We start from the raw sequence: 24,075 nt of genomic DNA, 5'->3' as shown, positions 1-24,075 counted from the left end.
GATGTAAATCAGCTTTGCTTCTATTTATTTGTGATGTTGCTCGCATTTTCTCTAGGGGTGTGAATAGCGTGCCATAACTGGCCGAGGGAGATCCCCCCATCATTAATTGGGACGTTGTGGCTTGAAAGTAGGAGGTTTCCCTGTGCGGTTAACCGTTTCTCGCAACGCTCAAGCAGATAACGGTTTTGAAATACCCCGCCACAAAGTACGATAGGAGTATCGAGGTAGCCTTTAGCGTATGTACATACCCAATGGCATAAGGTGTCCATGAAAGTCTTTGCAATTAACCCTATGCGCTGCTGATTAAGGGGCGAATGTGTCACTGCGATAACAATCTGTTGCAACAGAGCTGCGCTATCCCAGAGTGAAGTAGATTGTTCAATATTTTTCAACCCTGTATTTAAGCCAGTATAATTCGAGCCTGCATTAATCAAGTCAGTATTGGTCGTCACACTGTTGGCAGCCGTTTCGATTAGCATTCCAGCCTGGCCTTCATACTGTATATGTGTAACTAGCCCGAGTGCCACGGCCACTGCATCAAATAGCCGTCCTACTGAAGAGGTCCTAATACAGCTGTTTGTCTGCCATATCTTAACTAAATTATTAAATGTTGCAGGAGGTAGTGCATTTATTGCTGGAATATTGAGGTTTATAATCTCTTGCGATGAATATTTTTCAAGTAAGATTGCCAGTAAAACTCTTACTGGTTGCTTGATAGCCTGTTCACCTCCAATAAGCGCAAAGCTTTTAACGCTGTTGATACGTTGATACTGATTAATATTACAATGCAGCACTTCTCCGCCCCATAAAGTATTGTCATCACCTAAACCTGTTCCATCAAAGCTAAAGCCTAGCACCGGCGTTGTGAGCTTATTGGCAGCCATTACGCTTAACACGTGAGCATAGTGGTGTTGCAATGAGCTTGTTTTGTTTATGGCTTGCGACAAAGCCCATCGACTGGTGGTGTAATCAGGGTGGCTATCGTGGACTAATTGGCTGGGAATAAATCCGTATAATCGAGAGAAGGTATCGAGGGTGTGGTGAAAGTATTCTTCAGCTTCTATCGATACCAGATCGCCGATGTGAGGGCTAAGAAACAGGTTGTGATTAAAGCCAAAGCAAATCGTGTTTTTTTGCTGAGCTCCAAGTGCAAGAATGCTTTCTGTTAGAGGTTGATCACTATAAAAAGAAAGTGGAGCATAGCCTCTTGCTAAGCGAAGCACTTGTTGTTTGTCATTTATCAACTGTACCACGCTATCGTCACAGCCATTTAAGATAGGCCTGTTGTGATCTAAAATATTATCCACAACATGGGCAAGTTTACTCTTAATGGCTTCGCTATCTGTAATGATTGGTTCACCAGCAAGGTTTGCACTTGTCATGACTAAAGGCCGCCTAACACCAGTGAGTAATAATTGGTGTACAGGGGTATAGGGTAGAAATATTCCGAGCCTGTCTATATCTGGTGCAACTAGGTCACTAAGTTCTGTACAAGGACTGTTTTGGCTATTGAATGATTGATTATCTATTGTTCGACTAGCTGTTAGGTGGCTATCAATTAATTGTTTATCTAATTGTTGTCTATCTAGTGCTAACTTGTCGAATGGCTGTGTAGACTCAGCAACGGACAGAACACGATTGTTAGTAGATAGTTTAGTCGTTAGGTCTGCACTTTGATTAGTAGCTGGATTAGTCGTGATTTTACGCATCAGTGTAATAGGGCGCTGAGCGCTGCATAGCGTTTGCCATTCAGCTGCACTCCCCGTGACTAGCTTGGCTGCAGCTTCAATATCTTCAACCATAACGGCAAAAGGTTTCGCTGGTCGAGTCTTTCGCTGGCGTAATAGGCTAACACTGTTGTGATTTGTAGCATCGCAGACCAGATGAAACCCACCGATCCCTTTAATGGCTAATATCTTGCCTGCAATCAGTGCATTAATCGCATCTTCCAGTGCGCGTTCTTTAGTGCTTTGCACCGTTAGATCGTTTGTTTTAAAACTTAACTGTGGTCCGCACTGAGGGCAGCTGACGGGTTGCGCATGGTAGCGCCTGTCCATAGGGTCCAAATATGCACGTTTACACGCTTCGCACATGTAAAAATCTGCCATTGCCGTCTTGGATCTATCATAGGGCAAGGCGTTGATCAGTGAATATCTAGGTCCACAATTAGTACAATTGGTGAACGGGTATCGATAATGGCGATTATTGGGAGCGGCGATTTCATCAAAGCAGTCTTTGCAAGTGCATATATCTGCTGGCACGGCAACGGCAGCTGAGCTCTCTTTTTCACTATGGACAATATTAAAGTCATTACATGTATCGATAGTTGTCATTGAAGTGACAAGGATATTGTCGATACGTGCGAGGGCGGGCGGTTGATCTCGAAAGGCGGCTTCGAACTTAACCAGGTCAATAGGGCGCCCCTGCGCTTCAATTGTGACGCCTTCACTGTTATTGAGCACGCTACCGGTTAAGTTCAGTTCATGAGCTAAACGGTAAACATAGGGGCGAAAACCGACGCCTTGAACGATGCCGGTGATCTTTATGTGTAAACGATTTTTGCTCAGATTCTTGGTCATAGATCCTGTCACAGGTATTTTTATGAGTACTGTTTATGAGTCGTCACTATAAGTACTTATTATAAATGGCTAATATTATCCATGTTAGCCAGTGCTATTATTCAGTCTTGTTTTGCAGTCATGATATGTGTACTTAGTGTCTACGCTGTTTAAGGTACAAAGCACCAGCAGCAAGGTTTAGTCCATCAAGATCCATTAGCGTATTAGTATTGAGATTAAAGTTTTTACCCAGTCGTAGAGCGACCCTTTCGGCCAAAACTTCATTGGCAAAACTACTGCCTGCGATCACCACTGACTTAATGCTGATATTTTGATCTAAGTGCTCAATCCAATTACAAATATAATCAGCAAAAGAATCGTGCATACCAAAAGCGAGTTTATCGATATTATCCGCTTCAGCGAGCCTAAAGCTGATAATCGTGCCCAGTGTCTTGCACCAGTTTAAACTCCTAAATGCTTCGCCTCTGGTTAGAGGAAAATCAATTCTAGGCGCATTTGCTCCCTTGTGGCACATAGCGCGAGCAACGACAAAGTCACAAAGTGCTGTTTTAGTTAAAAGAGCCGTTTTGCTTAATGGCGCACTGTGACTTGGCTGAGTTGCTTGTATTTGACTTGCTGCGCCAAGAAAAACGGCAGCAATGGCCCATAAAGACTCAATATTGTTGGTAGGCTTGGTAAGTTTTAACGATAACAGTTTCAAGTAATCATCAGGGTACTTCGTTTTGAATTTATCCAATAAGGGCTTTTGCGGTGATAACTCAAGCTGATGCACTATGTCGTAGCCGTTGTCAGGCATGCTTGGAAATTCAAAAAATAATTCAAGCTGTTGTTTGCCATCTAAAGAAACTATTTGACTCGTACTTGTTTGACTAAAAAACAAAGCAGCCACGCACTTAGGTTTTTTCTCAGAGATGGTCGCGCTATGAAGTGCACAACTAGCAGCACTACTTACCGCTGTAATTGCATTGTCTTTATTTGTTTCGCATTCATTAATGTTGGTTAGATTAATGCTGGGGTGATTAGAGCTGATTTCAATCTGTTTATCACGCCAAAGAGCTTTGTAATGACCAGCCACGGCATCATCATGTAAAGGTTGACGCACTGCATCAAAAATTTGTGCGTGGTTTGATGCTGGTGTTTGAATAAGCGACCATTTTGCTTCAACCATGGCAATCTTGGGATGAGTGCTGTTAGCGATATAAAGGTAATCGACACCTTGTTGTCTAAGAATTTCGCAGATAACCAACAATAAGCGTGAGTTTGCAAAACTGATTTCATATAAGGGTTGGTTTAGTCGAGGGTGGTTGTGGATAGGTCGCGCTTTAATCAATGGTTTTTCGATACTTGAGAGTGCAAGTATTTGGCTATCGTTAACACAAAAATGTGCATGTAGATTATTTGGGTTGCAGATCACCAATTGTTGGCGAGTGTCTAACGGCGCATTTGCGATAGGATTAAAACTAATAATAGGGCCTGCACCAATACTTTCGATAATACTAGCGCCAATACTCTTGCTAATGTTATCGCCAACATTATTGTTAATATAATCGCCCATGCTAGCGTGGGGCAGTGCTATTGCACCTAGCATATCAAGTTTTTTCACTAAGGCTTTAGCATCACTTAAAGAAACTGCTTGCTGGACAGGAGAGATCCGGGTGTGAGCCTGACAACAGGGGCAATTAAATCCAATGTTTCCAAAGTGTGCAGCTTGGTTATCGCCAAACTGAGGTTGGCAATGCTGACAATACTCAAGTTCAAGTTTTGCCGCTGGAAGGAGTTTTTTAGTGCCAACAGGGCTGTCAATTACAATGATTTGAGGCTTTACAAGCCACGCTGAAATCAAGAAGTCTTGAGCGATGGCATCGGCTAGTTGTTCAAGTTGTGCCTGCTTACCTTGCGCCTCAATATAGTAAAGATTATCGTGTTTTCCTATGGTTACATCATATTGATCATTTTGTAGGTATTGATTACAGAGGTGCCCATAAAAGGGCACTTCTCGGGTACAATTAAACTCAAATCTAATATTCTTCATCTGAAGTTAAGCCACGTTTGTAGGAATCGGGAATAAGGCTGTTGATATCAATGTGTGCAATGCGTTGGTGAGTGAATCCTAGAGAGTCCATATGACGCATTAAGGTTTGTTCCATCAAAGGCACCGCAGCCTGGATCTGTGCCGTCAATCCAAGAGTCATAGGTTCAAGTACTGTGGGTGTTACACCTAACACAAAGGTTTTTGGTCTGTCGCCAACCATATCCATCATGATCAGGGTTTGTAGCATTTCAACTTCATGGGCACTGCCTTGCCAATCAATTTCAGGCGGTGCTTTATCAAAGTCGAAAAAATAGACTTCTCCTGGGGCAACACCGTTCGCGTTTACTGTATCAACGACGATGAGATAGTCATATTTACACAGTGTTGGAATGAGTCCTTGGGCAAGTGTTCCACCATCGAGTAAGTCGAGTTGATCTACGGGGTGGTGGAAACGATAGTTTTCTTGGATATAATTGACGAAATGTACGCCGATGCCCTCATCGGCGTACAGGACATTGCCAATACCAAGTAGCAATATCTTCATGTTTTCCTTTTATTTTTTCTTATGGTAATCGTAACCTGAGACAATAGAGTCGACAGAGTTATGCTTAAATCGAATGCCTGACCAAACTGCCATATACACGTGTATTACCACAAAGATGATAAATACCCAGGTAAGGTAGTGGTGCCAAATTCGTACTGGTGCTAATCCACCCATCAAAGCCGTTAACCAATTAGCCATTGGCGCAAGTAAACCACCTAGACCTTCGTGATATACATTGGCATATAAGACTAGGCCTGTAATGCTGATCAGCAATGCAACCACTGATATTGCAAAGTAAGTCACGAACTGCAGCGGACCATAAACCCCAGCTTTGTCTAAATGTCCCATCCAAAGGTAAGACTTAAGCTGAGTGATCCAGCTTTTTACACTCATGACATCTTTAAACGAACGACGCTCGATATCACTCTTACCAAAAAAGAACAGGTAAGCGCGCACTATTGTTATCGCGACTAACAAAAAGCCAAAGATCTGGTGAGCAGCACGAATATACCCTTGCACTAATATGTCAGAACTTTCTGGCGCGACTAAAAATGGCCAGGAAATATAAAAACCAGTGACAATGAGTACAAAAATGGCTAAGGCTCTTAGCCAGTGGAATATTCTTATCGCAGCACCAAAAATCAGTTCCCTTTGGTAGAGCGCAGATTGAGTTGCCATGTTATCCCCCTTGATTAGAATCCGTTGGGATCAATTTTAAATTCACCGAGGTTTTGCCCTTTGTAGTCCATGACATGCACTGCGCACGCCATACAAGGATCAAATGAGTGAATTATGCGGATAACCTCTAAAGGTTTGGTTGGATCTTCAAGCTGTAAGCCAATAAGCGAGGCTTCATACGGTCCCATTTTTCCTTCGGCATCAATGGGACCTGCATTCCAAGTCGTTGGTACTACCGCTTGATAGTTTTCAACTTTGCCATCTTTAATTCGGATCCAGTGACTGAGCATTCCTCGCGGCGCTTCGATCATGGCATGACCCACGTACTCTTTGCTTGAATCGATCTCCGGTTTCACGTAAGTCGTTTCATCTGACTGCATATTGGTTAACATGGCATCGAAGGTTTTAAGGCCTTCTTGTGCAACGATTACCGTTTGCAACATACGTGCTGCGGTGCGGCCGAGCGTTGTGAATAACGCTTCAACAGGCAAGCCCGTTGTTTCTAGTAAATCATTTACTGCATCGACGACAACGGGATTACCTCGAGCATAACTCACTAATAAACAGGCTAACGGTCCGACTTCAACTGGCTCGCCGTTATATCGTGGAGACTTAACCCAGGAGTATTTACCATCGCCATCAATTGTCGGCAATTTGCCATAGACAGTTTCTCTTTCAACAAAGCCGGTATAGTCAGGAATTGTAGTCCCATCGTATGGGTGCTGAGGCGCATCGGCTTTGTACCAAGCATGGGTAACATCTTCTTCTATTTGCTGAGGGTCTAAGTCGCTCACGTTAGCAAGATCGCCGTTCATGATAACGCCCTGATTAAACAGGTATTGACCGTCACCTAGTAAGAAGTCATCAGTCGCGAGGAAGTTTGTTATATTAACGCCACCTAGCACACTAGGTTCAGTACCAAAGGCCGCAGCGGCCATAACAATGTCCGCCTTGTATGCACGAATGATGAAATCATTAACGAACTCATGCTTCTGCTTCCACTCTTGTAAACGAGCTGGGCTCAGCATGTCACGTACAGAGGTGACGCCACCGACGACAACAGATTGTGGGTGAGGTGATTTCCCGCCAAATATGGCCAGCATCTCAGCGGCAACACGTTGAACTTCTAGCGCTTTAAGGTAGTGAGATAGGGCGATTAGATTCTGCTCTGGTGTAAACCTATAGGTACCGTTGCCCCAATATGCATTTGCAAAAGGCCCAAGCTTTCCTGTTTCAACAAGGCCTGCAACGCGCTCTTGTACGGCTCTGAGATCACCTTCGCCCGCTGCGATAGGATTCTCGGTATACTTTAACGCTTCTTGAGCTGCCAATGCTGGGTCTGCGCTCAGTGCTGAGACAACATCGACCCAATCTAAACCATGAAGGTGATAGAAATGGACAATATGGTCGTGCATGTACAGTGATGTTTGCATTAAGCTACGAAGATACTTTGCATTTAGCGGGATCTGCACGCCTAGTGCATTTTCAACGGCTTCAGTACCACAGCGATAATGTGAATAGGTACATACACCACAAATTCTCTGTACGATTAAGCCGACGTCCATAGGCGTGCGGCCTTTGAGGATCACCTCAATACCACGCCATAATGTAGATGATGACCACGCTTTGGTAATAACATTGTTTTCGTCGACTTCGACTTCGACTCGTAAGTGTCCTTCAATACGAGTGATTGGATCTATGACTACACGTTTGCTCATGATTATTCCTCTTCAGGTTTGGCAAAAATACTGGCTACAGCATGTGCGCCAATTCCGACAACAGTTGCACCTAAAATGACCGCACCTACAGTGTCTGCAGTGGCATCAAGGCTATGCAATTCTTGCCTTCCCAAGGGTTGTTCAAAGTCAGCCATTTCGTCCCAAAAGTTGGGCTCAGAGCAACCAATACAGCCGTGACCTGCAAGCACTGGCCAGCTCGTATGGTGATTAAATCTTTCTGTCGGACAGTTGTTGTAGGTGTATGGGCCTTTGCAGCCAACCTTATATAAGCAGTAGCCATCTTTAGCGCCTTGATCGCCAAACTCCTCAACAAACTCACCAGCATCAAATCGACCTCGACGTTCACAGTTATCATGTACTCGAGCGCCGTATGCCCACTTAGGACGATTGAACATATCAAGTGCAGGCAGCTTGCCAAACATAATGAAGTACATCAGTGTACCGACAATGTTCTTTTCACTTGGTGGACAACCACCTAAGTTGATGACGGTTCTATCAACCACTTCATAAACGCCTTTTGCCCCAGTAGGATTAGGGGCTGCGGCTTGAACGCCTCCAAAAGCTGCGCAGGTGCCGACAGAGATAATGGCGGCAGCGCCTTCTGCTGCTTCTTTAACAATGTGCATCCCAGTGTGGCCTTTACAACCAACCGTTAAATAAGCGCCATTATTTGCCGTCGGTATCGCACCTTCAACCGCCAGCAAGTAGTTACCTTTATAGGCCTCAAGTGCATGCTCAAGATTCTCTTCTGCTTGCCAACCAGCTGCAGCCATTAATGTTTCGTGGTATTCAAGAGAAACGTAATCGAAGATTAATGTATCTAAATTAGGGGTATCGGTTCGAATAAGAGATTCAGAACAGCCAGTACACTCAGCCATATGTAACCAAATGAGCGGCACTCTATCTGCCAGTTCTGCCGCTTCTGCTACTAAGGTACTAAAAGGCAGTGGCAGGGCGAGCATTGCTGTTACAGCTGCACTCCATTTCATGAAGTCACGGCGAGTGATGCCGTTTTGTTCCATTTTTTGCTGTAGCGTTTCACCATTTCGAGGCTCTAGCTTACGAAGTTGCTCTATTCGCGCCAAACCTTGTTGATAAAGGGCTTCATGTGTTTCCATGGTTAAACCTTTTTAATTTATAAGGAATGTGTTCAACGAAAACCAGTTTAGGCCACAAAAAGCGAGTTATTGTTGATGTGCGTCAAACTTTGCCGACCTTTGAGCCATACTACACAGACCAGTTTTGGCTCACTTGAGCTAGATCATTAAAATATAACTAATAGGGACAAAATGACCCGTAACGCCATGGCGTGTGATCTATGTCGCACTTATTCTTGATGCAATATCTGACAAGATATTAACAATCTGGCTGATTTTAAGTGATTGATTCATCTGTGGGAGCTTGTTTTTGCTGGAGGTTTGTCAACGAGTTGTTGCATTTGAGGGCTGTAAAGTGTCAGTGTAAGTCGACGATTTATTAGTAGAACATGTTTTAGTTGGCTGTGCGCTAGTAGAGTTTATTCCAGTGGTCTTTGATTCAGTCGACTTTATTTCGGTGGGCTATATTTTAGTTGGCTTTGATTTGTTTTATCGGGTATCCGCGGTATTTTAGTTGACAGTAATGAATGAAAAATAAACAGGTATTTACATCGTAAAAAAGCCTCTCAAATGAGAGGCTTTTTTTTAAGCGTAAATCTGCGCTATTTTTTCTAAGCAGTTAGCTTAGAAGTTTGCAGACTTTGGAGAGCGTGGGAATGGGATCACGTCACGGATGTTAGAAACACCAGTAACATAAGAGACCAAACGCTCGAAACCTAGGCCGAATCCAGCATGAGGTACTGTGCCATAACGACGTAGGTCGCGATACCACCAGTAGTCTTCTTGGCTAAGTTCCATTTCAGCAAGGCGTGCATCAAGTACATCTAAACGTTCTTCACGCTGTGCACCACCGATGATTTCACCAATGCCAGGTGCTAATACGTCCATTGCAGCAACTGTTTTACCGTCGTCATTTAAACGCATGTAGAAGGCTTTAATGTCTTTCGGGTAGTTTTTAACAACAACAGGCGCTTTGAAGTGCTCTTCAGCAAGGTAGCGTTCGTGCTCTGAATGTAAGTCGATACCCCATTCAACGTTATACTCAAAGTCTTTGTCGCACGCTTTAAGAATTTCGATCGCATCAGTGTAATCGATTTGAGCAAAGTCGCTGCTTACAAATGCTTCTAAGCGCTCAATAGCTGTTTTCTCAACACGTTGAGCGAAGAACTCAAGATCATCACGGCGCTCTTCAAGAACGGCTTTAAAGCAATACTTAAGCATATCTTCAGCAAGCTTAGCGGCGTCATCTAGATTGGCGAAAGCCACTTCAGGTTCAACCATCCAAAATTCAGCTAAGTGACGGCTAGTATTTGAGTTCTCAGCACGGAATGTAGGACCAAAGGTATAAACCTTTGATAGTGCACACGCGTAAGTTTCAGCATTAAGCTGACCCGATACCGTTAGGAACGACTCTTTACCAAAGAAATCTTCGCCGTAATCAACTGTGCCTTTATCGTTACGAGGTAGGTTTTCAAGATCTAGAGTAGAAACACGGAACATCTCACCAGCACCTTCGGTATCAGAAGCTGTGATTAGTGGCGTTGATACCCAGATATAGCCTTGCTCGTTATAAAAGCGGTGGATAGCTTGTGATAAGCAGTTACGTACTCGTGCAACTGCACCAATAATGTTAGTGCGCGGACGTAGGTGTGCAAGCTCACGTAAATGCTCAATTGAGTGGCGCTTAGCAGCCATTGGGTATGTGTCTGGATCTTCAACCCAGCCAGCAACCTCAATGTTGGTCACTTGCATTTCAAACGCTTGACCTTTACCTGGAGACTCAACAACTTCACCTGTCATCACGACAGAGCAACCAGCAGTAAGCTTTAACACTTCGTTGGTGTAATTTTCTAGATTATTCGGCACAACACCCTGGATAGGGTCGAAACATGAACCGTCATAAACAGCTAGAAATGAGATCCCAGCTTTAGAATCGCGGCGGGATCTTACCCAACCACGCACTGTGATTTGCGAACCGATCGCAAAGTCACCTTTAAACACAGAAGCGACAGATGTAATGCTCATTGTTGCTTAGTTCTCCAACGAAACGTTTTTGTAAATAATTTGGAGGTTTATATTACCTGTATAAACGCTTTTCTCAAGTGGAAAGTAGGGTATCTTCGTACCTAAATTGTTATTCTGACGACAATCATGACAAAAACTAAGGATAGTAAGCATGAATAGAACAAAATTGTTTCAGTTTATCCTGTCGGCGCTATCGATTATCGGCTGGTCATTGGCGATTTATGCACTAATGATTTTTGATAAGGCTCGGCCTGATACGGCAATTGGATACTATCAAAGTCATGGTGCATCCGTACGATTTGAATGGGACCCGACACAAACGGTGCTCCTTGAGCATATTATTTGGGTCTGTGCGGCAGTGAGTTTTATCAATATGGGGTTTAACTTGTATATTTCACGTCAGAGCCATATTAGCTGGTGGGTAAACATCCCTTTGTTATTTTTGTGCTCGTTAGCGGCGGGTTTATACATTCGCTTTGTCGTGTAGAAGGTTACGGCTTTCATTTTAAACTGTTGTCGCTATGTTCTATTTAGATTTAATGCGCTATAGATGTTAGCAAGCTTTAGGTATAAAGAGCTTAAGATTTAGAATGTTTATCATGTCGAGAAGCTTAGAGAAGTCTAGATAAATGTAGCAAGCTTTAGGTTTTGAAGCATAGATGCAGCCTCTGTATAAAAATTAACGTTCCGCTCTGGTGCTAAGTTGCCGACAAAGGAGGTCGATCATCGCAGCAGTCGCTCCCCAAATAAAATGCTGCTTATAGGGAATAAAGTGAACAGGGTAGAGAATACCCTTACGGCTAAACCTTTGTGTATGGCGGTTATAAGCCTGCATTAAAAAAGTCAGCGGCACAGTGAAATACTCATCAACCTCCCCGGGATCAATAATAGGCGTAAATGTTTGTTTAACGATGCCGACAAAGGGGGTGATCTCAAAACCCGTAAAGGTTTTATGGGGCGGGAGAGCACCAATCACCTCCACATTGTTGCTGAGTAAACCAATCTCCTCTTCTGCCTCTCGTAATGCCGTTGCTTGATAGCTTGCATCTGATTGCTCAACTTTGCCGCCAGGAAAACTAATCTGCCCTGGGTGGGCGCGAAGGTGTGTGGGTCTACGGGTCAATATAAGCTCGAGTCGATTATTGACTTCATACAAGGCGATTAGTACCGCGGCTTGACGAAGGTCGTGATCTAACTCTATTAAATCAAGATCTGGTAAAGTATTAAGAGTGTACCTGAGCCTAAACTCCACCAGATCCATAATTTGTCCTTTACGATGACTCCTTAACGGAGTGTTAATATCCGACTTATTAACGGTTTAAGTTAGCAAGAACGGGCAATATACGGCTGATTTTATCAAAACTCTCCTGATACTCAGCATCGACCTCTGAATCAGCGACGATACCGCCTCCAGCCCAGCAATGCATTATTCCCTGAACACTGTTATAAGTCCCGTTATGAGGAGTCAGAGCCGTGGCATTGTCCCTTTGCGCAACTAAAGTGCGGATAGTGATGCTGGTATCCATAGTACCGTCTTGGCTTATATAGCCTATAGAACCACAATAGAGACTTCTCCTAGAGGGTTCAAGCTCTTCAATAATAGACATCGCTCTAATTTTTGGGGCGCCTGTTATCGAACCACCAGGAAAACAGGCCCTTAATAGATCGGTAGGATTGAGTTCGGGTTTAAGTCTCGCGGTAACGGTGCTAACAAGGTGATGAACTGCAGGAAAGCTTTCAACCTCAAATAAGTGAGGTACAGCAACACTGCCAGGGGTTGCTACTTTACCAATGTCATTACGAAGCAGATCGACAATCATTACATTCTCAGCCCGATCTTTTTCTGAAGCCTGTAGTTGAGCGGCAAGCTCATTATCACGGCGAGGATCAGCACTTCTTGGCAAGGTACCTTTAATCGGCTTGGTTTGAACCTCACCCTGTTTGTGCTGAATAAAACGCTCTGGAGAGATGGAAAGTAGTGCGTGGCTCTCTAAACGAATAAACGCTGAAAAGGGAGCACTATTACTCTCGCGCAATGCTTTATAAGCCTGCCATTCATTACCCGTATACAAGGCACTAAAACGTTGAGTTAGGTTAATTTGATAACAATCGCCACTAAGTAGATAGGCCTGCACCTGAGCGAATTTCTGTTTATATGCCTGTTCAGAAAGCTGATTACACCATTGGCCGTTAAGTTTAAAAGGCTCATTAATGATAGGGCTATCTTGCTGGTCTTTAAGTATACGACCTGTATGCTTTTGAATGGCTTTATTTAATGAACCGGTTGCAATTAGCTGATTTAATCTCAGTTCAAGTGCTTCTAAAGCGTGTTGCGATTGATAATGAACCAGTTGCCAGTTTTGGGTTTTATAGTCAAAAATCAGCGCCCAGTCGTAACACCCTAGATTCATTTCTGGTAGCGAAATATCGTTTTTCGCAATGTCGGGTAGGTTTTCAATGCACCGAGCAAGATCGTAACTAAAACTGCCCATCAGCCCGCCACTAAAGATGAAGGGACTGCGTTTTTGCGTAGGATAGTATTCTGTTAATAAATCATTTAATAGCACAAAAGGATCGTGACTCGATACAGATTGCATTACATTGATTACTGTCTGATTTATTGCTATCTGGTTTGTATCATCACTTACGTGGTGCTTATCAAACGCAAACAGCGGCTGTCTGTTCGTTGAGCGAGTAATAGTAGTTGATTGACCATGGTTTACTATGGTGGCTACAGGCTCGGCGCAGATCACATCGAATTTAGCATCAATGTGATTGGCATTCGCGGAGTCGAGTAAAATAGCCCAAGGTAAATCTGAAAAATACTCAAATAATTCAGTAGTGCTTAAATTCCAATCAAGACGCTTAGAAAAAACTGCATTTTGCGCCAATGTGTTCATCTATTAACCCTATCTAAAATGTGATGTTTAACTCAAAGTCGCGAAAGAGTATCATATTGCTTACACAAGTAATAAAAACAAAACACGTGAGCGTTAATGGTGACTGGAGTCATTCATACATCACAAAAGCTGATGTGATTTCAGCCGATTAAATAAGTGTCTGATAAAAAAGGAAGTGTCTGTGAGCAAAGAAGTCCCTGTAATCAAGCAAGCCGATCTCATTGAAAGCGTTGCTGATGCCCTACAATATATCTCTTATTATCACCCAAAAGATTTTATCGATGCGATGAACGATGCTTACGAACGTGAGCAAAGTGCAGCGGCTAAAGATGCAATCGCCCAAATTCTTATCAATTCTCGTATGTCTGCAGAAGGTAAACGTCCGCTTTGCCAAGATACCGGTATTGTGACATGTTTTGTCAAAATCGGTATGGGTGTGCAATGGGATAAAACGGACTTAACTGTTCAAGAAATGGTTGATGAGGGCGTACGCCGCGCGTATACCAATCCTGATAACCCGCTGCGTGCATCAATTGTTGCCGATCCTGCTGGTGGCCGTAAGAACACTAAAGACAATACACCGTCAGTTGTACACGTTGAAATGGTGCCTGGTAACCATGTTGATGTGGCCATTGCAGCCAAAGGCGGTGGCTCTGAAAATAAGTCCAAAATGGCGATGCTAAATCCGTCTGATGATATTGCCGCTTGGGTAGAGAAAACCCTTCCAACAATGGGAGCGGGTTGGTGTCCACCAGGTATGCTGGGTATCGGTATCGGTGGTACAGCAGAAAAAGCCGCGGTTATGGCAAAAGAGTCATTAATGGATCCTGTTGATATTCATGAACTACAGGCGCGCGGCGCCGAAACAACAGATGAAAAACTTCGTTTAGAGATTTTTGAACGCTCAAACAAGTTAGGTATTGGCGCGCAAGGGCTTGGCGGTGTGACGACGGTACTCGATATTAAGATTAAATCTGCGCCAACTCATGCGGCATCAAAACCTGTAGTGATGATCCCAAACTGCGCTGCAACTCGTCATGTTCATTTCCACTTAGATGGCACAGGTCCTGCTGAATTGACTCCCCCGTCACTAGCTGATTGGCCTGAAATTACCTGGGAAGTGGGCGAGAGTGTACGCCGTGTTGATTTAAACACTGTCACTCAAGCTGAAATGGAGCAGTGGCAGAGCGGTGATACTTTATTGCTTAACGGTAAGATGTTGACCGGTCGAGATGCGGCACATAAACGAATTCAAAGCTTAATTGAAAGCGGCGAAGGTCTGCCAGAAGGCGTCGATTTTAAAGGCAAGTTTATTTATTACGTTGGCCCTGTTGATCCTGTTGGCGATGAAGTTGTGGGTCCAGCTGGCCCAACTACTGCAACACGTATGGATAAGTTTACTGACCTGATGCTTGATAAAACGGGCCTAATGGGCATGATTGGTAAAGCTGAACGTGGTCCTGCAACCGTTGAATCGATTAAACAACATAAATCATGTTACTTAATGGCTGTAGGCGGCGCTGCTTACCTTGTTTCTAAGGCGATTAAGAAAGCGCGTGTTGTGGCGTTTGAAGACTTAGGTATGGAAGCGATTTATGAGTTTGACGTTAAAGATATGCCTGTAACGGTAGCTGTTGACTCTGAAGGCGTAAATGCACATGAAACTGGGCCTGCTATCTGGAAGGTCAAGTTAGAAGGCTAATGTTGAGTTAACACTCAACATTCGTCCGTGATGACAAACTAGAGGACATAAGTTGCGTTAACCACCTAGCGAATTGAGTCAGGTTAATAGTTTCTGACGGGTTATTCTAGTGGTGATAATGCGAGTGTATTTTTTTATATCCCCTTAATAATAATGGCTTAGGCGTATTGCTTAAGCCATTTATTTTGGCTAATGTGTCGGACATCTAGCAAAACATGCTGCCTAGTTTTAGTCGGCAAAATCAATCACAAATTGAACACTTACATCTTTTAACTATAAAAATAAGATTATAATGATGAAAAAAACTGCAATCATAATGGCGCTTGCGTCTGCAGGCATGGTTTTTAGCGCACAAGCCGCATCACCTACGCCTTTTACCGTTCAAGATTTAGTTAAAATGAATAAGCTGCATTCGGCGGCACTGTCAAATGACGGCACTAAAATTGTTTATGCCGTGAAAAATATTGATGCAGAAGGTAAGGCGACGACTGACCTTTATCTGCAAGATTTAAGCTCTACCACTGCTCAAGTAAAACAGTTAACCAGTGCAGCGGGTACCGAGCATAGCGTTACATTTGGTCCAAATGACAACAGCATTTACTTTTTAGCGGCACGTGATGGTTCAAGTCAGATCTATAAATTAGCACTCGATGGTGGTGAAGCCGTTCAGGTAACTGATTTTCCTCTCGATGTTGAAGGCTTTAAATTATCGCAAGATGGTCAGCAAGCTGTTGTAAACATGCGTGTGTTCCCTGAGTGTAAGGATCTTGCTTGTTCTAAAGATAAGTTCACAGCAGAAGCGGAGCGTGACACTACTGGGCGTGAATATAAGCAGCTTATGGTGCGTCACTGGGATACGTGGAGCGATCATTCAAGAAGCCACCTGTTTGTGGCCCAGTTAAATGGTGAGAATGTAAATGGTGAGAAAGTGTCAACAGCTGTAGATGTGACAGCCGGCCTCGATACTGAAACACCGCCGAAGCCGTTCTCTGGTATGGAAGAGGTTACATTTACACCTGATGGTAAGCACGTGGTTTACAGTGCAAAGGCACCAGGTAAAGATCAAGCTTGGATCACTAACTACGATTTATGGCAAGTGAGCGTTGCTGGTGGTGAGGCTAAGAACCTAACTGAAGCGAATAAGGCATGGGATGCACACCCTACGTATTCTGCTGATGGTCGTTATTTAGCGTATTTCGCCATGACAAAACCGGGTTTTGAAGCTGACCGTTACCGCATCATGCTGCGCGACACGGTAACAGGCCAAGAAAAAGAAGTTGCACCACTTTGGGATCGTAGCCCAAGCTCTTTGGCATTTGGTAAAGACAACAAGACGTTATACGTTACCGCACAAGATCTTGGTCAGGTATCAATCTTTGAAGTGAACACCCAATTTGGTGATGTTAAAACTATCTACAATGAAGGTAGTAACAGCATTGTGGGCGTGAATAACGACAAGATTATCTTTAGTCATAAATCACTCGTAGAGCCAGGCGATCTTTATACGATTAACCTTGATGGTCAAAACCTTAATCGTTTAACAGATGTCAATAAAGACAAACTCGCTGAGATTAAATTTGGTGAATACCAGCAATTTAGCTTTAAAGGCTGGAATAACGAAGAGGTTTACGGTTACTGGATTAAGCCTTCAAACTACAAGGCGGGTGAAAAATATCCTATCGCTTTCCTAGTCCACGGTGGTCCACAAGGGTCATTCGGTAACTCGTTCAGCAGTCGCTGGAATGCACAGTTATGGGCTGGTGCTGGTTATGGCGTAGTGATGATCGATTTCCATGGTTCTACGGGGTACGGTCAAGCGTTTACCGATTCAATTACTCAGGATTGGGGCGGCAAGCCGCTTGAAGATCTGCAAAAAGGCCTAGCAGCTGTCACTAAGCAGCAAAAATGGTTAGATGCTGATAACGCTTGTGCGCTAGGTGGTTCTTATGGCGGTTACATGATGAACTGGATCCAAGGTAACTGGAATGACGGCTTTAAGTGTCTAGTCAACCACGCTGGTTTGTTTGATATGCGTTCTATGTATTATGTTACCGAAGAGCTATGGTTCCCTGAGTTCGAGTTTGGCGGTACTTATGACAAGAACAAAGAGCTGTATGAGAAATTTAACCCAGTTAACTATGTCGAGAACTGGAAGACGCCAATGCTAGTGATCCACGGTGAAAAAGATTTCCGCGTACCGTATGGTCAAGGTCTTGCTGCTTTCACTTATATGCAGCGCAATGGTATTCCATCAGAACTATTAATTTACCCTGATGAAAACCACTGGATTTTGAATCCTGACAACCTTGAGCAATGGTACGCCAACGTATTGGGTTGGATGGACCGCTGGACAGAGAATAAGTAAGCCTCTAGCGGATTTTTGATAAACAAAAAGCCAGAATTTAATTCTGGCTTTTTGTTTGAAAGAATAACTTAAGAGCGGTTTCTAGCAGTCTTTATCATATACTCGAACGCTATAGTCACGTATTAGGGTTGGCGAGCTATATTCAACATGGCATTCAAACTTCCCAGCTGTTATATCACTGAGCTTTTCTTGCCACTTTATTGGAACAATAGCTGTTGCCGATATGTGTCTCGGTACACTGGTGAAAACAAACTCTGATGCGGGTAAGCCAAAAGCGATACGATAGTTTTGGTTGACGATGTCGCTAGAGGATAAGGGTGCTAATGGATAACCTAAACTGACATATAGCCGAGTCCCAGAAACATCGACAAAGTATTCACCCACCAATACGTCCCAGTTTTCATTGCCTCCACACTGGTAACTACAGCCTTTAAGTCGTTCAATGTTATCTATAGTGCTTTTACTGTAAACCAATTGATTTAGGGCACTGAGTTCTGCGGCAATACCTTGTAGCTGTGTAACTTGAGCATCACGGCTAAAATCGATAAATTTGCTGGTAGCAACAACGCTGATAATCCCCATAATAACGATGACGACCACCAACTCTATTAAGGTAAAGCCAGAATCTTTTGCTGGAAGGCAGGATTTTCGTGTCTGAAGCATCTTTTAAAGCTCAATATATGTAAAGCGCGCAAGGTTAACGATCAAACCTGCGGCTAACAAGTTACAAGTGATACATTGTGATACAAGTTCGTTGAAGTGTTAATGTGATCACGTTTTCAGTTGGCAATACTGGAGTGGATAGGCATGTGAGTCAGCTGCTAACAAGAGTTGCCATCACAGTTCTGGATGCCGTTGCTGTACATATGTTCAAGCTGTGTTTTAGTTTTTCTTTTGCCGCCGTATGTGCTGAATGTTGCTAGCGTATTCTTGAGTATAAATAGGAGTGAAATAAATTGATTGGCAAATAGATTTATCACATATATTTAACTATTACTAATCAAATAACAAGATATTAAGGTTCTATATTTTTGATTAAACTACTGATGTTGTGCCTGATAACAGCAAAAACCTTGATTAGGATCGCGTCAAAATAAAAAGGCCTGCTATCAGCAGGCCTTTCATAATTAGCTCATATTAGCAATCTAGTCCACTTCAAAAACTGATTGCCATAATGACAGCTTAGCTAAATTGGTTCATGGTGTTATCTTTACCCGATGCTTTCAGTGCCTGGTCGCCAGAGAAGTACTCTTTGTGATCATCACCCATATCAGAGCCAGCCATGTTTTGGTGTCTAACACAGGCGATACCTTGACGGATCTCCTTACGCTGTACGTTCGCCACATAACCTAGCATTCCTTGGTCACCAAAGTACTCTTTGGCTAAGTTGTCAGTTGAAAGCGCTGCAGTATGGTAAGTCGGTAGCGTAATCAAGTGATGGAAAATACCCGCTTCGCGAGCAGCATCTGACTGGAAGGTACGAATTTTCTCGTCGGCTTGTACCGCAAGCTCAGTATTGTCGTAATCAACGCTCATTAGCTTGTCACGGTCATAAGCTGATACGTCTTGTCCTGCATCGTTCATGCTATCGAATACCTGCTGACGGAAGTTTAGCGTCCAGTTAAACGAAGGTGAGTTGTTATAAACAAGTTTTGCATTCGGCACCGTCTCGCGGATCTTATTAACCATTGCACCGATTTGAGCTACATGAGGCTTCTCAGTTTCAATCCATAGCAGATCGGCACCATTTTGTAGCGAGGTAATACAATCAAGTACACAGCGCTCTTCACCTGTCCCTGCACGGAATTTAAATAATCCGTTAGGAAGACGTGCAGGCTTAACAAGCTTACCGTTTTGCTGGAATACAACGTCACCGTTGGCGAGATTAGCTGGATTAACCGCTTCAACTTCTAGGAAAGAGTTGTACTTATCACCTAAATCTCCAGCCTCACTTGTGACGGCAATCTTCTGGGTAAGACCTGCACCTAAAGAGTCGGTACGAGCAACGATCACGCCATCATCGATACCTAGTTCAAGGAATGCGTAACGAACGGCATTAATTTTAGCGAGAAATTCAACATGAGGCACGGTTACCTTGCCGTCTTGGTGGCCACATTGCTTCACGTCTGATACTTGGTTTTCTAATTGAATACAGCAGGCACCCGCCTCAATCATCTGCTTAGCCATCAGGTAAGTGGCTTCTTCGTTACCAAAACCTGCATCAATATCGGCGATGATCGGCACAACGTGAGTTTCAAAGTTATCAATTTTAGCTTGAATTGCTGCTTTATCACTTGCGTTAGCGGCGTCTAGTTGACGAAATAGGCCACCTAGTTCACGAGCGTCGGCTTGACGAAGGAAAGTGTATAGCTCTTTAATTAACGCAGCGACAGAGGTCTTTTCGTGCATAGACTGATCTGGCAATGGACCAAACTCGCTGCGAAGCGCTGCAACCATCCAGCCAGAAAGGTAAAGGTAACGACGCTTTGTCGTCAGTAGATGTTTTTTAATAGAAATCATTTTCTGCTGAGCAATAAATCCGTGCCAACAACCTAACGACTGAGTGTACTGCGATGAGTCCTTGTCGTAGTTTTCCATGTCTTCACGCATTATTTTTGCTGTGTACTTCGCAATATCTAAACCAGTTTGAAAACGATTTTGTAGACGCATACGGGCTACAGACTCAGGGTTAATTGCGTTCCAAGTACTACCTTCAGCATTAATCAAGGTAGCAGCTTCATCGATGTTTGATCTGTAATTTGTCATGTGTCTATTCCTTTAACAATATGATTAGCGGCGATTGATTACGTTGAAAATATTAGTTAGATTTGCTTAAATAAGTCTAATTTATAGTTTCTATTTTCGGTATTTATCTTATGAATATATCTCGTATTGATTTGAATTTATTAGTTTATTTGGATGTTTTACTACGTGAACGAAATGTTACAAGGGCGGCGGATCAGCTAGGAATAAGCCAACCAGCTATGAGTAATGGACTAAAAAGGTTACGAACGCTATTTGATGATCCGTTGCTCATACGTACAAGCCAAGGCATGACGCCAACTGAGCGAGCACAGGAGTTACAACCGACAATTAGTGAGCTGATTATTGGCTTAGAAAAAGCAGTTCAACCTAGAGCTGAATTTAATGCTGCAGAAAGTGAGCAAGTCTTTCGTGTGATGGCAAGTGACTACGCAGAAGCGACACTGATCCCGCCACTTATTGCTCGGCTTCGAACCGAAGCGCCAAATGTTATCTTAGATATTATGACTCCAAGTGACGTCAGCTTTCCCGATGTTGAACAAGGTCGAGTCGATATGGTGATTAACCGGTTTGACAGTATTCCTCAGTCATTTCATCAAAAAGTGCTCTGGAGTGATGACTTTAGTTGCCTGATTAGTAAAACAAATCCAGTACTCGACAAGTTTTCGCTAGACAGTTACTTAAAAGCTAATCATGTCTGGGTCAGTAAAACGGGTATGGGGGTTGGTGTAGGAATGGATCCCGGTGATGTGCAGCGCTTAGGTTGGGTTGATGAAGCATTAACTCGGATAGGGGTACAGAGAAGGATCACCGTATTTACTCGTCACTATCAAGCGGCCTGTTTGTTGGCAGAACAACAAGATTTGATCGCAACCATACCAAGTAAAATGGCAAAGCAACATGAGAATAATGACCGTGTTTGCATCGTGCCACCGCCCTTTATTATTCAGCCTATAGCGTTAACTATGGCCTGGAGCCCTTTATTACAGCACAACCCTGCACATAAGTGGATGCGCAAACTTATCACACAGACGGCAGACAGCTTTGGGCGAGGCAATTTGCTTTAAGACACTAAAGTACTTTACTGATGTTTTATTACACCAAAAGTGCATTTTAAATAACTTTGGTGAATAGTCAGAATAGAAACGATAAATTAGATAAATTAAGCTGTTCTAGTATAGGGTGAGTAATCATAGAGCGTGTTTCTTAATGCCCTGACAAGGTTTTGAGTAGGAATAACAATCCGCAGACACGGATAAAGGAAGCATTGAACTGGCCATATTGAACTGACAATAACTCATATACAGGGATAGATGGCCTGATAAATCAGAGAAAAAGGGCAAATTATGACAGCACGTATTCAAGTTGGCGGCCTACAAGTAGCGAAAGAACTTTGGGAGCTCGTAGATAAAGAGATCTGCCCCGGAACAGGGATCAACTCAACCAACTTCTGGAATAAATTTGAAGAGCTCGTCAATGATCTTGGCCCGATTAATCGTGCATTATTGGCTAAGCGAGAGCAGTTACAGTTACAGATTGATGAATGGCATCGCGGTCACTGTCATCACGAGCATGCAGACACACTTCAACAAACAAGCTCTACGATCTCTAATCCCAATACAGCACAAATATTCGCTGAATATAAAAGCTTTCTCTTTGACATTGGTTATTTGGTCGAAGAAGGCTGCCCTTTTAAAATTAGTACTGAAAATGTAGATCATGAGATCGCAAAACAAGCTGGACCACAGTTAGTTGTGCCGGTTAAAAATGCACGTTTTGCGTTAAATGCGGCCAATGCTCGTTGGGGAAGCTTATATGATGCACTTTATGGCACTGATGCCATTCCCCAGACCGCAGGGGCTGAGCTATCAAAGGACTATAATCCTGTGCGTGGCGCTAAGGTCATTTCATTTGCTAAGGCCCACTTAGATAACGCTGCACCTTTGGCCGTTAGCTCCCATAGCCTTGTGACTCAATATTTTATTGAAAATAACAGTCTACAAGCCAGGCTTGAGAATGGAACGCAAACAGGGCTTGCTAACCCTGAACGATTTGCTGGTTTCCAAGGAAATGAAGACAAGCCAACGGCTGTACTCATTGTGAATAATGGCCTGCATATCGAGATCCAAATAGACAGTAACCATCAGGTTGGAAAAACTGATTTAGCAGGGGTAAAAGATCTTTTAGTCGAAGCCGCTGTGACGACCATTATGGACTGTGAAGATTCAGTCGCTGCCGTTGATGCTGAGGATAAGGTTGAAATATACCGTAATTGGCTAGGTCTAATGCAAGGTAACCTTACGGCTACACTGAATAAAAATGGCCGTGAAATGGTTCGTCAATTAAATGATGACAGAGTTTATACCTCCGCCAGCGGTGAGCGCCTTACACTTCCTGGACGTAGTCTGTTGTTTGTTCGTAACGTCGGTCATCTTATGACAATAGATGCAGTGTTAGATAAGAACGGCGATGAAGTGCCAGAAGGCTTTTTAGACGGCATGGTGACAGTACTTGCAGCGATGCACGATCTTCAAGGCAATAACAACCAGCGAAGTAATAGCCGTAAGGGATCGGTAAATATCGTTAAACCCAAAATGCACGGCCCAGAAGAGGTGCAGTTTACCTGTGAGCTATTTACACGAATAGAAGATGCACTCAAGCTTTCTCGTAATACCATTAAAGTGGGAATTATGGACGAAGAGCGCCGAACAACTGTCAACCTTAAAGAATGCATACGAGCAGCATCTGAGCGAGTGGTGTTTATTAATACAGGCTTTTTAGATAGAACCGGCGATGAAATTCACACATCGATGCTGGCAGGGCCATTCGTTGCTAAATCCGTTATGAAGCAGCAAGCTTGGATCACAGCCTATGAGGATTGGAATGTTGATATTGGGCTTGAATGTGGCTTGCAAGGTCGGTCGCAGATTGGCAAAGGTATGTGGCCAATGCCAGATGAAATGGCGGCGATGTTAGATCAAAAAATAGGTCACCCAAAGGCGGGGGCGAACACTGCATGGGTTCCCTCGCCAAATGGCGCGGTATTGCACTCAACTCATTACCATCAAGTGAATGTGGCCGAGGTTCAAGAGCAGTTAAAACAACGCTCGCGCGCGAGCCTAGACGATTTGTTAACGATTCCCTTAATGGCTCCCGGCACAGCATTAAGTGCTGAGCAAAAGCAATTCGAACTGGATAATAATGCCCAGGGTATTCTAGGTTATGTTGTGCGCTGGATTGATCAGGGAGTGGGGTGCTCAAAGGTGCCTGATATCAATAATGTAGGTTTGATGGAAGATAGGGCTACTTTACGAATTTCATCACAGTACCTTGCTAACTGGCTACACCATGGCGTGTGTACTGAAGAAGAAGTGATGGCATCGCTTAAAAAGATGGCGCTGGTTGTTGATAAGCAAAATGCTAATGATCTTGCGTATATCAATATGGCACCCAATTTTGATGGCATTGCCTTTAAAGCAGCTTGTGACCTAATATTTAAAGGTACTGAACAGCCGTCAGGATACACAGAGCCGTTACTGCATGCCTATCGTAAGCAGGCTAAGTTAGCTCTAAAAAGTAGCAAATAAGTCAGCAAAAAATTAACCTATTTAAGCAGATGTTGGCCACTTTATAAGTGAGCTTAATAAATAG

General features: G+C 43.5%; 16 protein-coding genes. 5 read left to right on the top strand and 11 right to left on the bottom strand.

The annotated features are described in order from the left end of the window. Positions 1-20: 20 nt before the first annotated feature. The 7 genes from ACVBJC_RS02650 to asnS all read right to left on the bottom strand — a co-directional run bounded on the left by ACVBJC_RS02650 (position 21) and on the right by asnS (position 10,694). Positions 21-2,579: a carbamoyltransferase HypF gene (locus ACVBJC_RS02650; RefSeq protein WP_447159177.1), complete on the bottom strand. Its 2,559-nt coding sequence runs from the start codon at positions 2,577-2,579 to the stop codon at positions 21-23. Positions 2,580-2,712: 133 nt separating this feature from the next. Further along, positions 2,713-4,611, bottom strand: coding sequence for a Kae1-like domain-containing protein (locus ACVBJC_RS02645; RefSeq protein ID WP_447159178.1), 1,899 nt, complete (start codon positions 4,609-4,611; stop codon positions 2,713-2,715). Further along, a complete protein-coding gene (locus tag ACVBJC_RS02640) occupies positions 4,598-5,155 on the bottom strand; it encodes a HyaD/HybD family hydrogenase maturation endopeptidase (protein ID WP_447159179.1) in 558 nt (185 codons plus the stop codon). The genes ACVBJC_RS02645 and ACVBJC_RS02640 overlap by 14 nt, the downstream gene beginning before the upstream one ends. A 9-nt stretch (positions 5,156-5,164) precedes the next feature. Further along, positions 5,165-5,833 carry a Ni/Fe-hydrogenase, b-type cytochrome subunit gene (gene cybH, locus ACVBJC_RS02635; protein WP_447159180.1) on the bottom strand — a complete coding sequence of 223 codons (669 nt, stop codon included), beginning with the start codon at positions 5,831-5,833 and terminating at the stop codon, positions 5,165-5,167. Positions 5,834-5,847: 14 nt separating this feature from the next. Then, positions 5,848-7,551, bottom strand: coding sequence for a nickel-dependent hydrogenase large subunit (hyaB, locus tag ACVBJC_RS02630; RefSeq protein ID WP_447159181.1), 1,704 nt, complete (start codon positions 7,549-7,551; stop codon positions 5,848-5,850). Positions 7,552-7,553: 2 nt separating this feature from the next. Further along, the gene (gene hyaA / locus ACVBJC_RS02625) at positions 7,554-8,690 is read right to left on the bottom strand and encodes a nickel-dependent hydrogenase small subunit (RefSeq protein ID WP_447159182.1); all 1,137 of its coding nucleotides are present in this window, start codon (positions 8,688-8,690) and stop codon (positions 7,554-7,556) included. Between the two features lie 603 nt (positions 8,691-9,293). Further along, entirely contained in the window at positions 9,294-10,694 is a 1,401-nt protein-coding gene (gene asnS, locus ACVBJC_RS02620; protein ID WP_447159183.1) for an asparagine--tRNA ligase, read from the bottom strand. A 151-nt stretch (positions 10,695-10,845) separates the two neighbouring features. On the opposite strand from asnS, the gene ACVBJC_RS02615 reads away from it, so the two are divergent. Next, positions 10,846-11,181, top strand: coding sequence for a hypothetical protein (locus ACVBJC_RS02615; protein ID WP_447159184.1), 336 nt, complete (start codon positions 10,846-10,848; stop codon positions 11,179-11,181). Positions 11,182-11,373: 192 nt separating this feature from the next. Here the strand turns inward: ACVBJC_RS02615 and ACVBJC_RS02610 are convergent, their stop codons facing one another. Then, positions 11,374-11,955, bottom strand: a complete 582-nt coding sequence (locus tag ACVBJC_RS02610; RefSeq protein ID WP_447159185.1) for a CoA pyrophosphatase — start codon at positions 11,953-11,955, stop codon at positions 11,374-11,376. Between the two features lie 49 nt (positions 11,956-12,004). After that, positions 12,005-13,594, bottom strand: a complete 1,590-nt coding sequence (pabB, locus tag ACVBJC_RS02605; RefSeq protein WP_447159186.1) for an aminodeoxychorismate synthase component I — start codon at positions 13,592-13,594, stop codon at positions 12,005-12,007. A 181-nt stretch (positions 13,595-13,775) separates the two neighbouring features. Between pabB and ACVBJC_RS02600 the strand changes: the two genes are divergently transcribed. Together ACVBJC_RS02600 and ACVBJC_RS02595 are read left to right on the top strand one after the other, a co-directional pair. Next, a complete protein-coding gene (locus tag ACVBJC_RS02600) occupies positions 13,776-15,296 on the top strand; it encodes a fumarate hydratase (protein ID WP_447159187.1) in 1,521 nt (506 codons plus the stop codon). Positions 15,297-15,591: 295 nt separating this feature from the next. Further along, positions 15,592-17,661: a prolyl oligopeptidase family serine peptidase gene (locus tag ACVBJC_RS02595; protein ID WP_447159361.1), complete on the top strand. Its 2,070-nt coding sequence runs from the start codon at positions 15,592-15,594 to the stop codon at positions 17,659-17,661. 81 nt (positions 17,662-17,742) lie between these two features. Here the strand turns inward: ACVBJC_RS02595 and ACVBJC_RS02590 are convergent, their stop codons facing one another. Next, complete coding sequence (locus ACVBJC_RS02590) at positions 17,743-18,324, bottom strand: prepilin-type N-terminal cleavage/methylation domain-containing protein (RefSeq protein ID WP_447159188.1); 582 nt, start codon at positions 18,322-18,324, stop codon at positions 17,743-17,745. 519 nt (positions 18,325-18,843) lie between these two features. Then, positions 18,844-20,427 (bottom strand): isocitrate lyase, encoded by a 1,584-nt coding sequence (locus ACVBJC_RS02585; protein ID WP_447159189.1) that lies wholly within the window; start codon positions 20,425-20,427, stop codon positions 18,844-18,846. A gap of 110 nt (positions 20,428-20,537) precedes the next feature. Here ACVBJC_RS02585 and ACVBJC_RS02580 point away from each other — a divergent pair, with 110 nt between their 5' ends. Together ACVBJC_RS02580 and ACVBJC_RS02575 are read left to right on the top strand one after the other, a co-directional pair. After that, complete coding sequence (locus tag ACVBJC_RS02580) at positions 20,538-21,491, top strand: LysR family transcriptional regulator (RefSeq protein WP_447159190.1); 954 nt, start codon at positions 20,538-20,540, stop codon at positions 21,489-21,491. Between the two features lie 279 nt (positions 21,492-21,770). After that, on the top strand, positions 21,771-24,011 hold the full coding sequence (locus tag ACVBJC_RS02575) for a malate synthase G (RefSeq protein ID WP_447159191.1): 2,241 nt from the start codon (positions 21,771-21,773) through the stop codon (positions 24,009-24,011). Positions 24,012-24,075 lie beyond the last annotated feature (64 nt).

Source organism: Shewanella sp. 0m-6 (genome assembly GCF_052977325.1).
The sequence above is the reverse complement of the archived record's forward strand: the minus strand, read 5'-3'. Positions and strand labels throughout refer to the sequence as shown.

Coding starts and splice junctions, on each gene's coding strand:
- hyaB (WP_447159181.1), bottom strand. CDS start 7,551: ATGAGCAAACGTGTAGTCATAGATCCAATCACTCGTATTGAAGGACAC.
- ACVBJC_RS02645 (WP_447159178.1), bottom strand. CDS start 4,611: ATGAAGAATATTAGATTTGAGTTTAATTGTACCCGAGAAGTGCCCTTT.
- ACVBJC_RS02585 (WP_447159189.1), bottom strand. CDS start 20,427: ATGACAAATTACAGATCAAACATCGATGAAGCTGCTACCTTGATTAAT.
- ACVBJC_RS02575 (WP_447159191.1), top strand. CDS start 21,771: ATGACAGCACGTATTCAAGTTGGCGGCCTACAAGTAGCGAAAGAACTT.
- ACVBJC_RS02580 (WP_447159190.1), top strand. CDS start 20,538: ATGAATATATCTCGTATTGATTTGAATTTATTAGTTTATTTGGATGTT.
- cybH (WP_447159180.1), bottom strand. CDS start 5,833: ATGGCAACTCAATCTGCGCTCTACCAAAGGGAACTGATTTTTGGTGCT.
- asnS (WP_447159183.1), bottom strand. CDS start 10,694: ATGAGCATTACATCTGTCGCTTCTGTGTTTAAAGGTGACTTTGCGATC.
- ACVBJC_RS02650 (WP_447159177.1), bottom strand. CDS start 2,579: ATGACCAAGAATCTGAGCAAAAATCGTTTACACATAAAGATCACCGGC.
- ACVBJC_RS02595 (WP_447159361.1), top strand. CDS start 15,592: ATGAAAAAAACTGCAATCATAATGGCGCTTGCGTCTGCAGGCATGGTT.
- ACVBJC_RS02640 (WP_447159179.1), bottom strand. CDS start 5,155: ATGAAGATATTGCTACTTGGTATTGGCAATGTCCTGTACGCCGATGAG.
- pabB (WP_447159186.1), bottom strand. CDS start 13,594: ATGAACACATTGGCGCAAAATGCAGTTTTTTCTAAGCGTCTTGATTGG.
- ACVBJC_RS02590 (WP_447159188.1), bottom strand. CDS start 18,324: ATGCTTCAGACACGAAAATCCTGCCTTCCAGCAAAAGATTCTGGCTTT.
- hyaA (WP_447159182.1), bottom strand. CDS start 8,690: ATGGAAACACATGAAGCCCTTTATCAACAAGGTTTGGCGCGAATAGAG.
- ACVBJC_RS02610 (WP_447159185.1), bottom strand. CDS start 11,955: ATGGATCTGGTGGAGTTTAGGCTCAGGTACACTCTTAATACTTTACCA.
- ACVBJC_RS02615 (WP_447159184.1), top strand. CDS start 10,846: ATGAATAGAACAAAATTGTTTCAGTTTATCCTGTCGGCGCTATCGATT.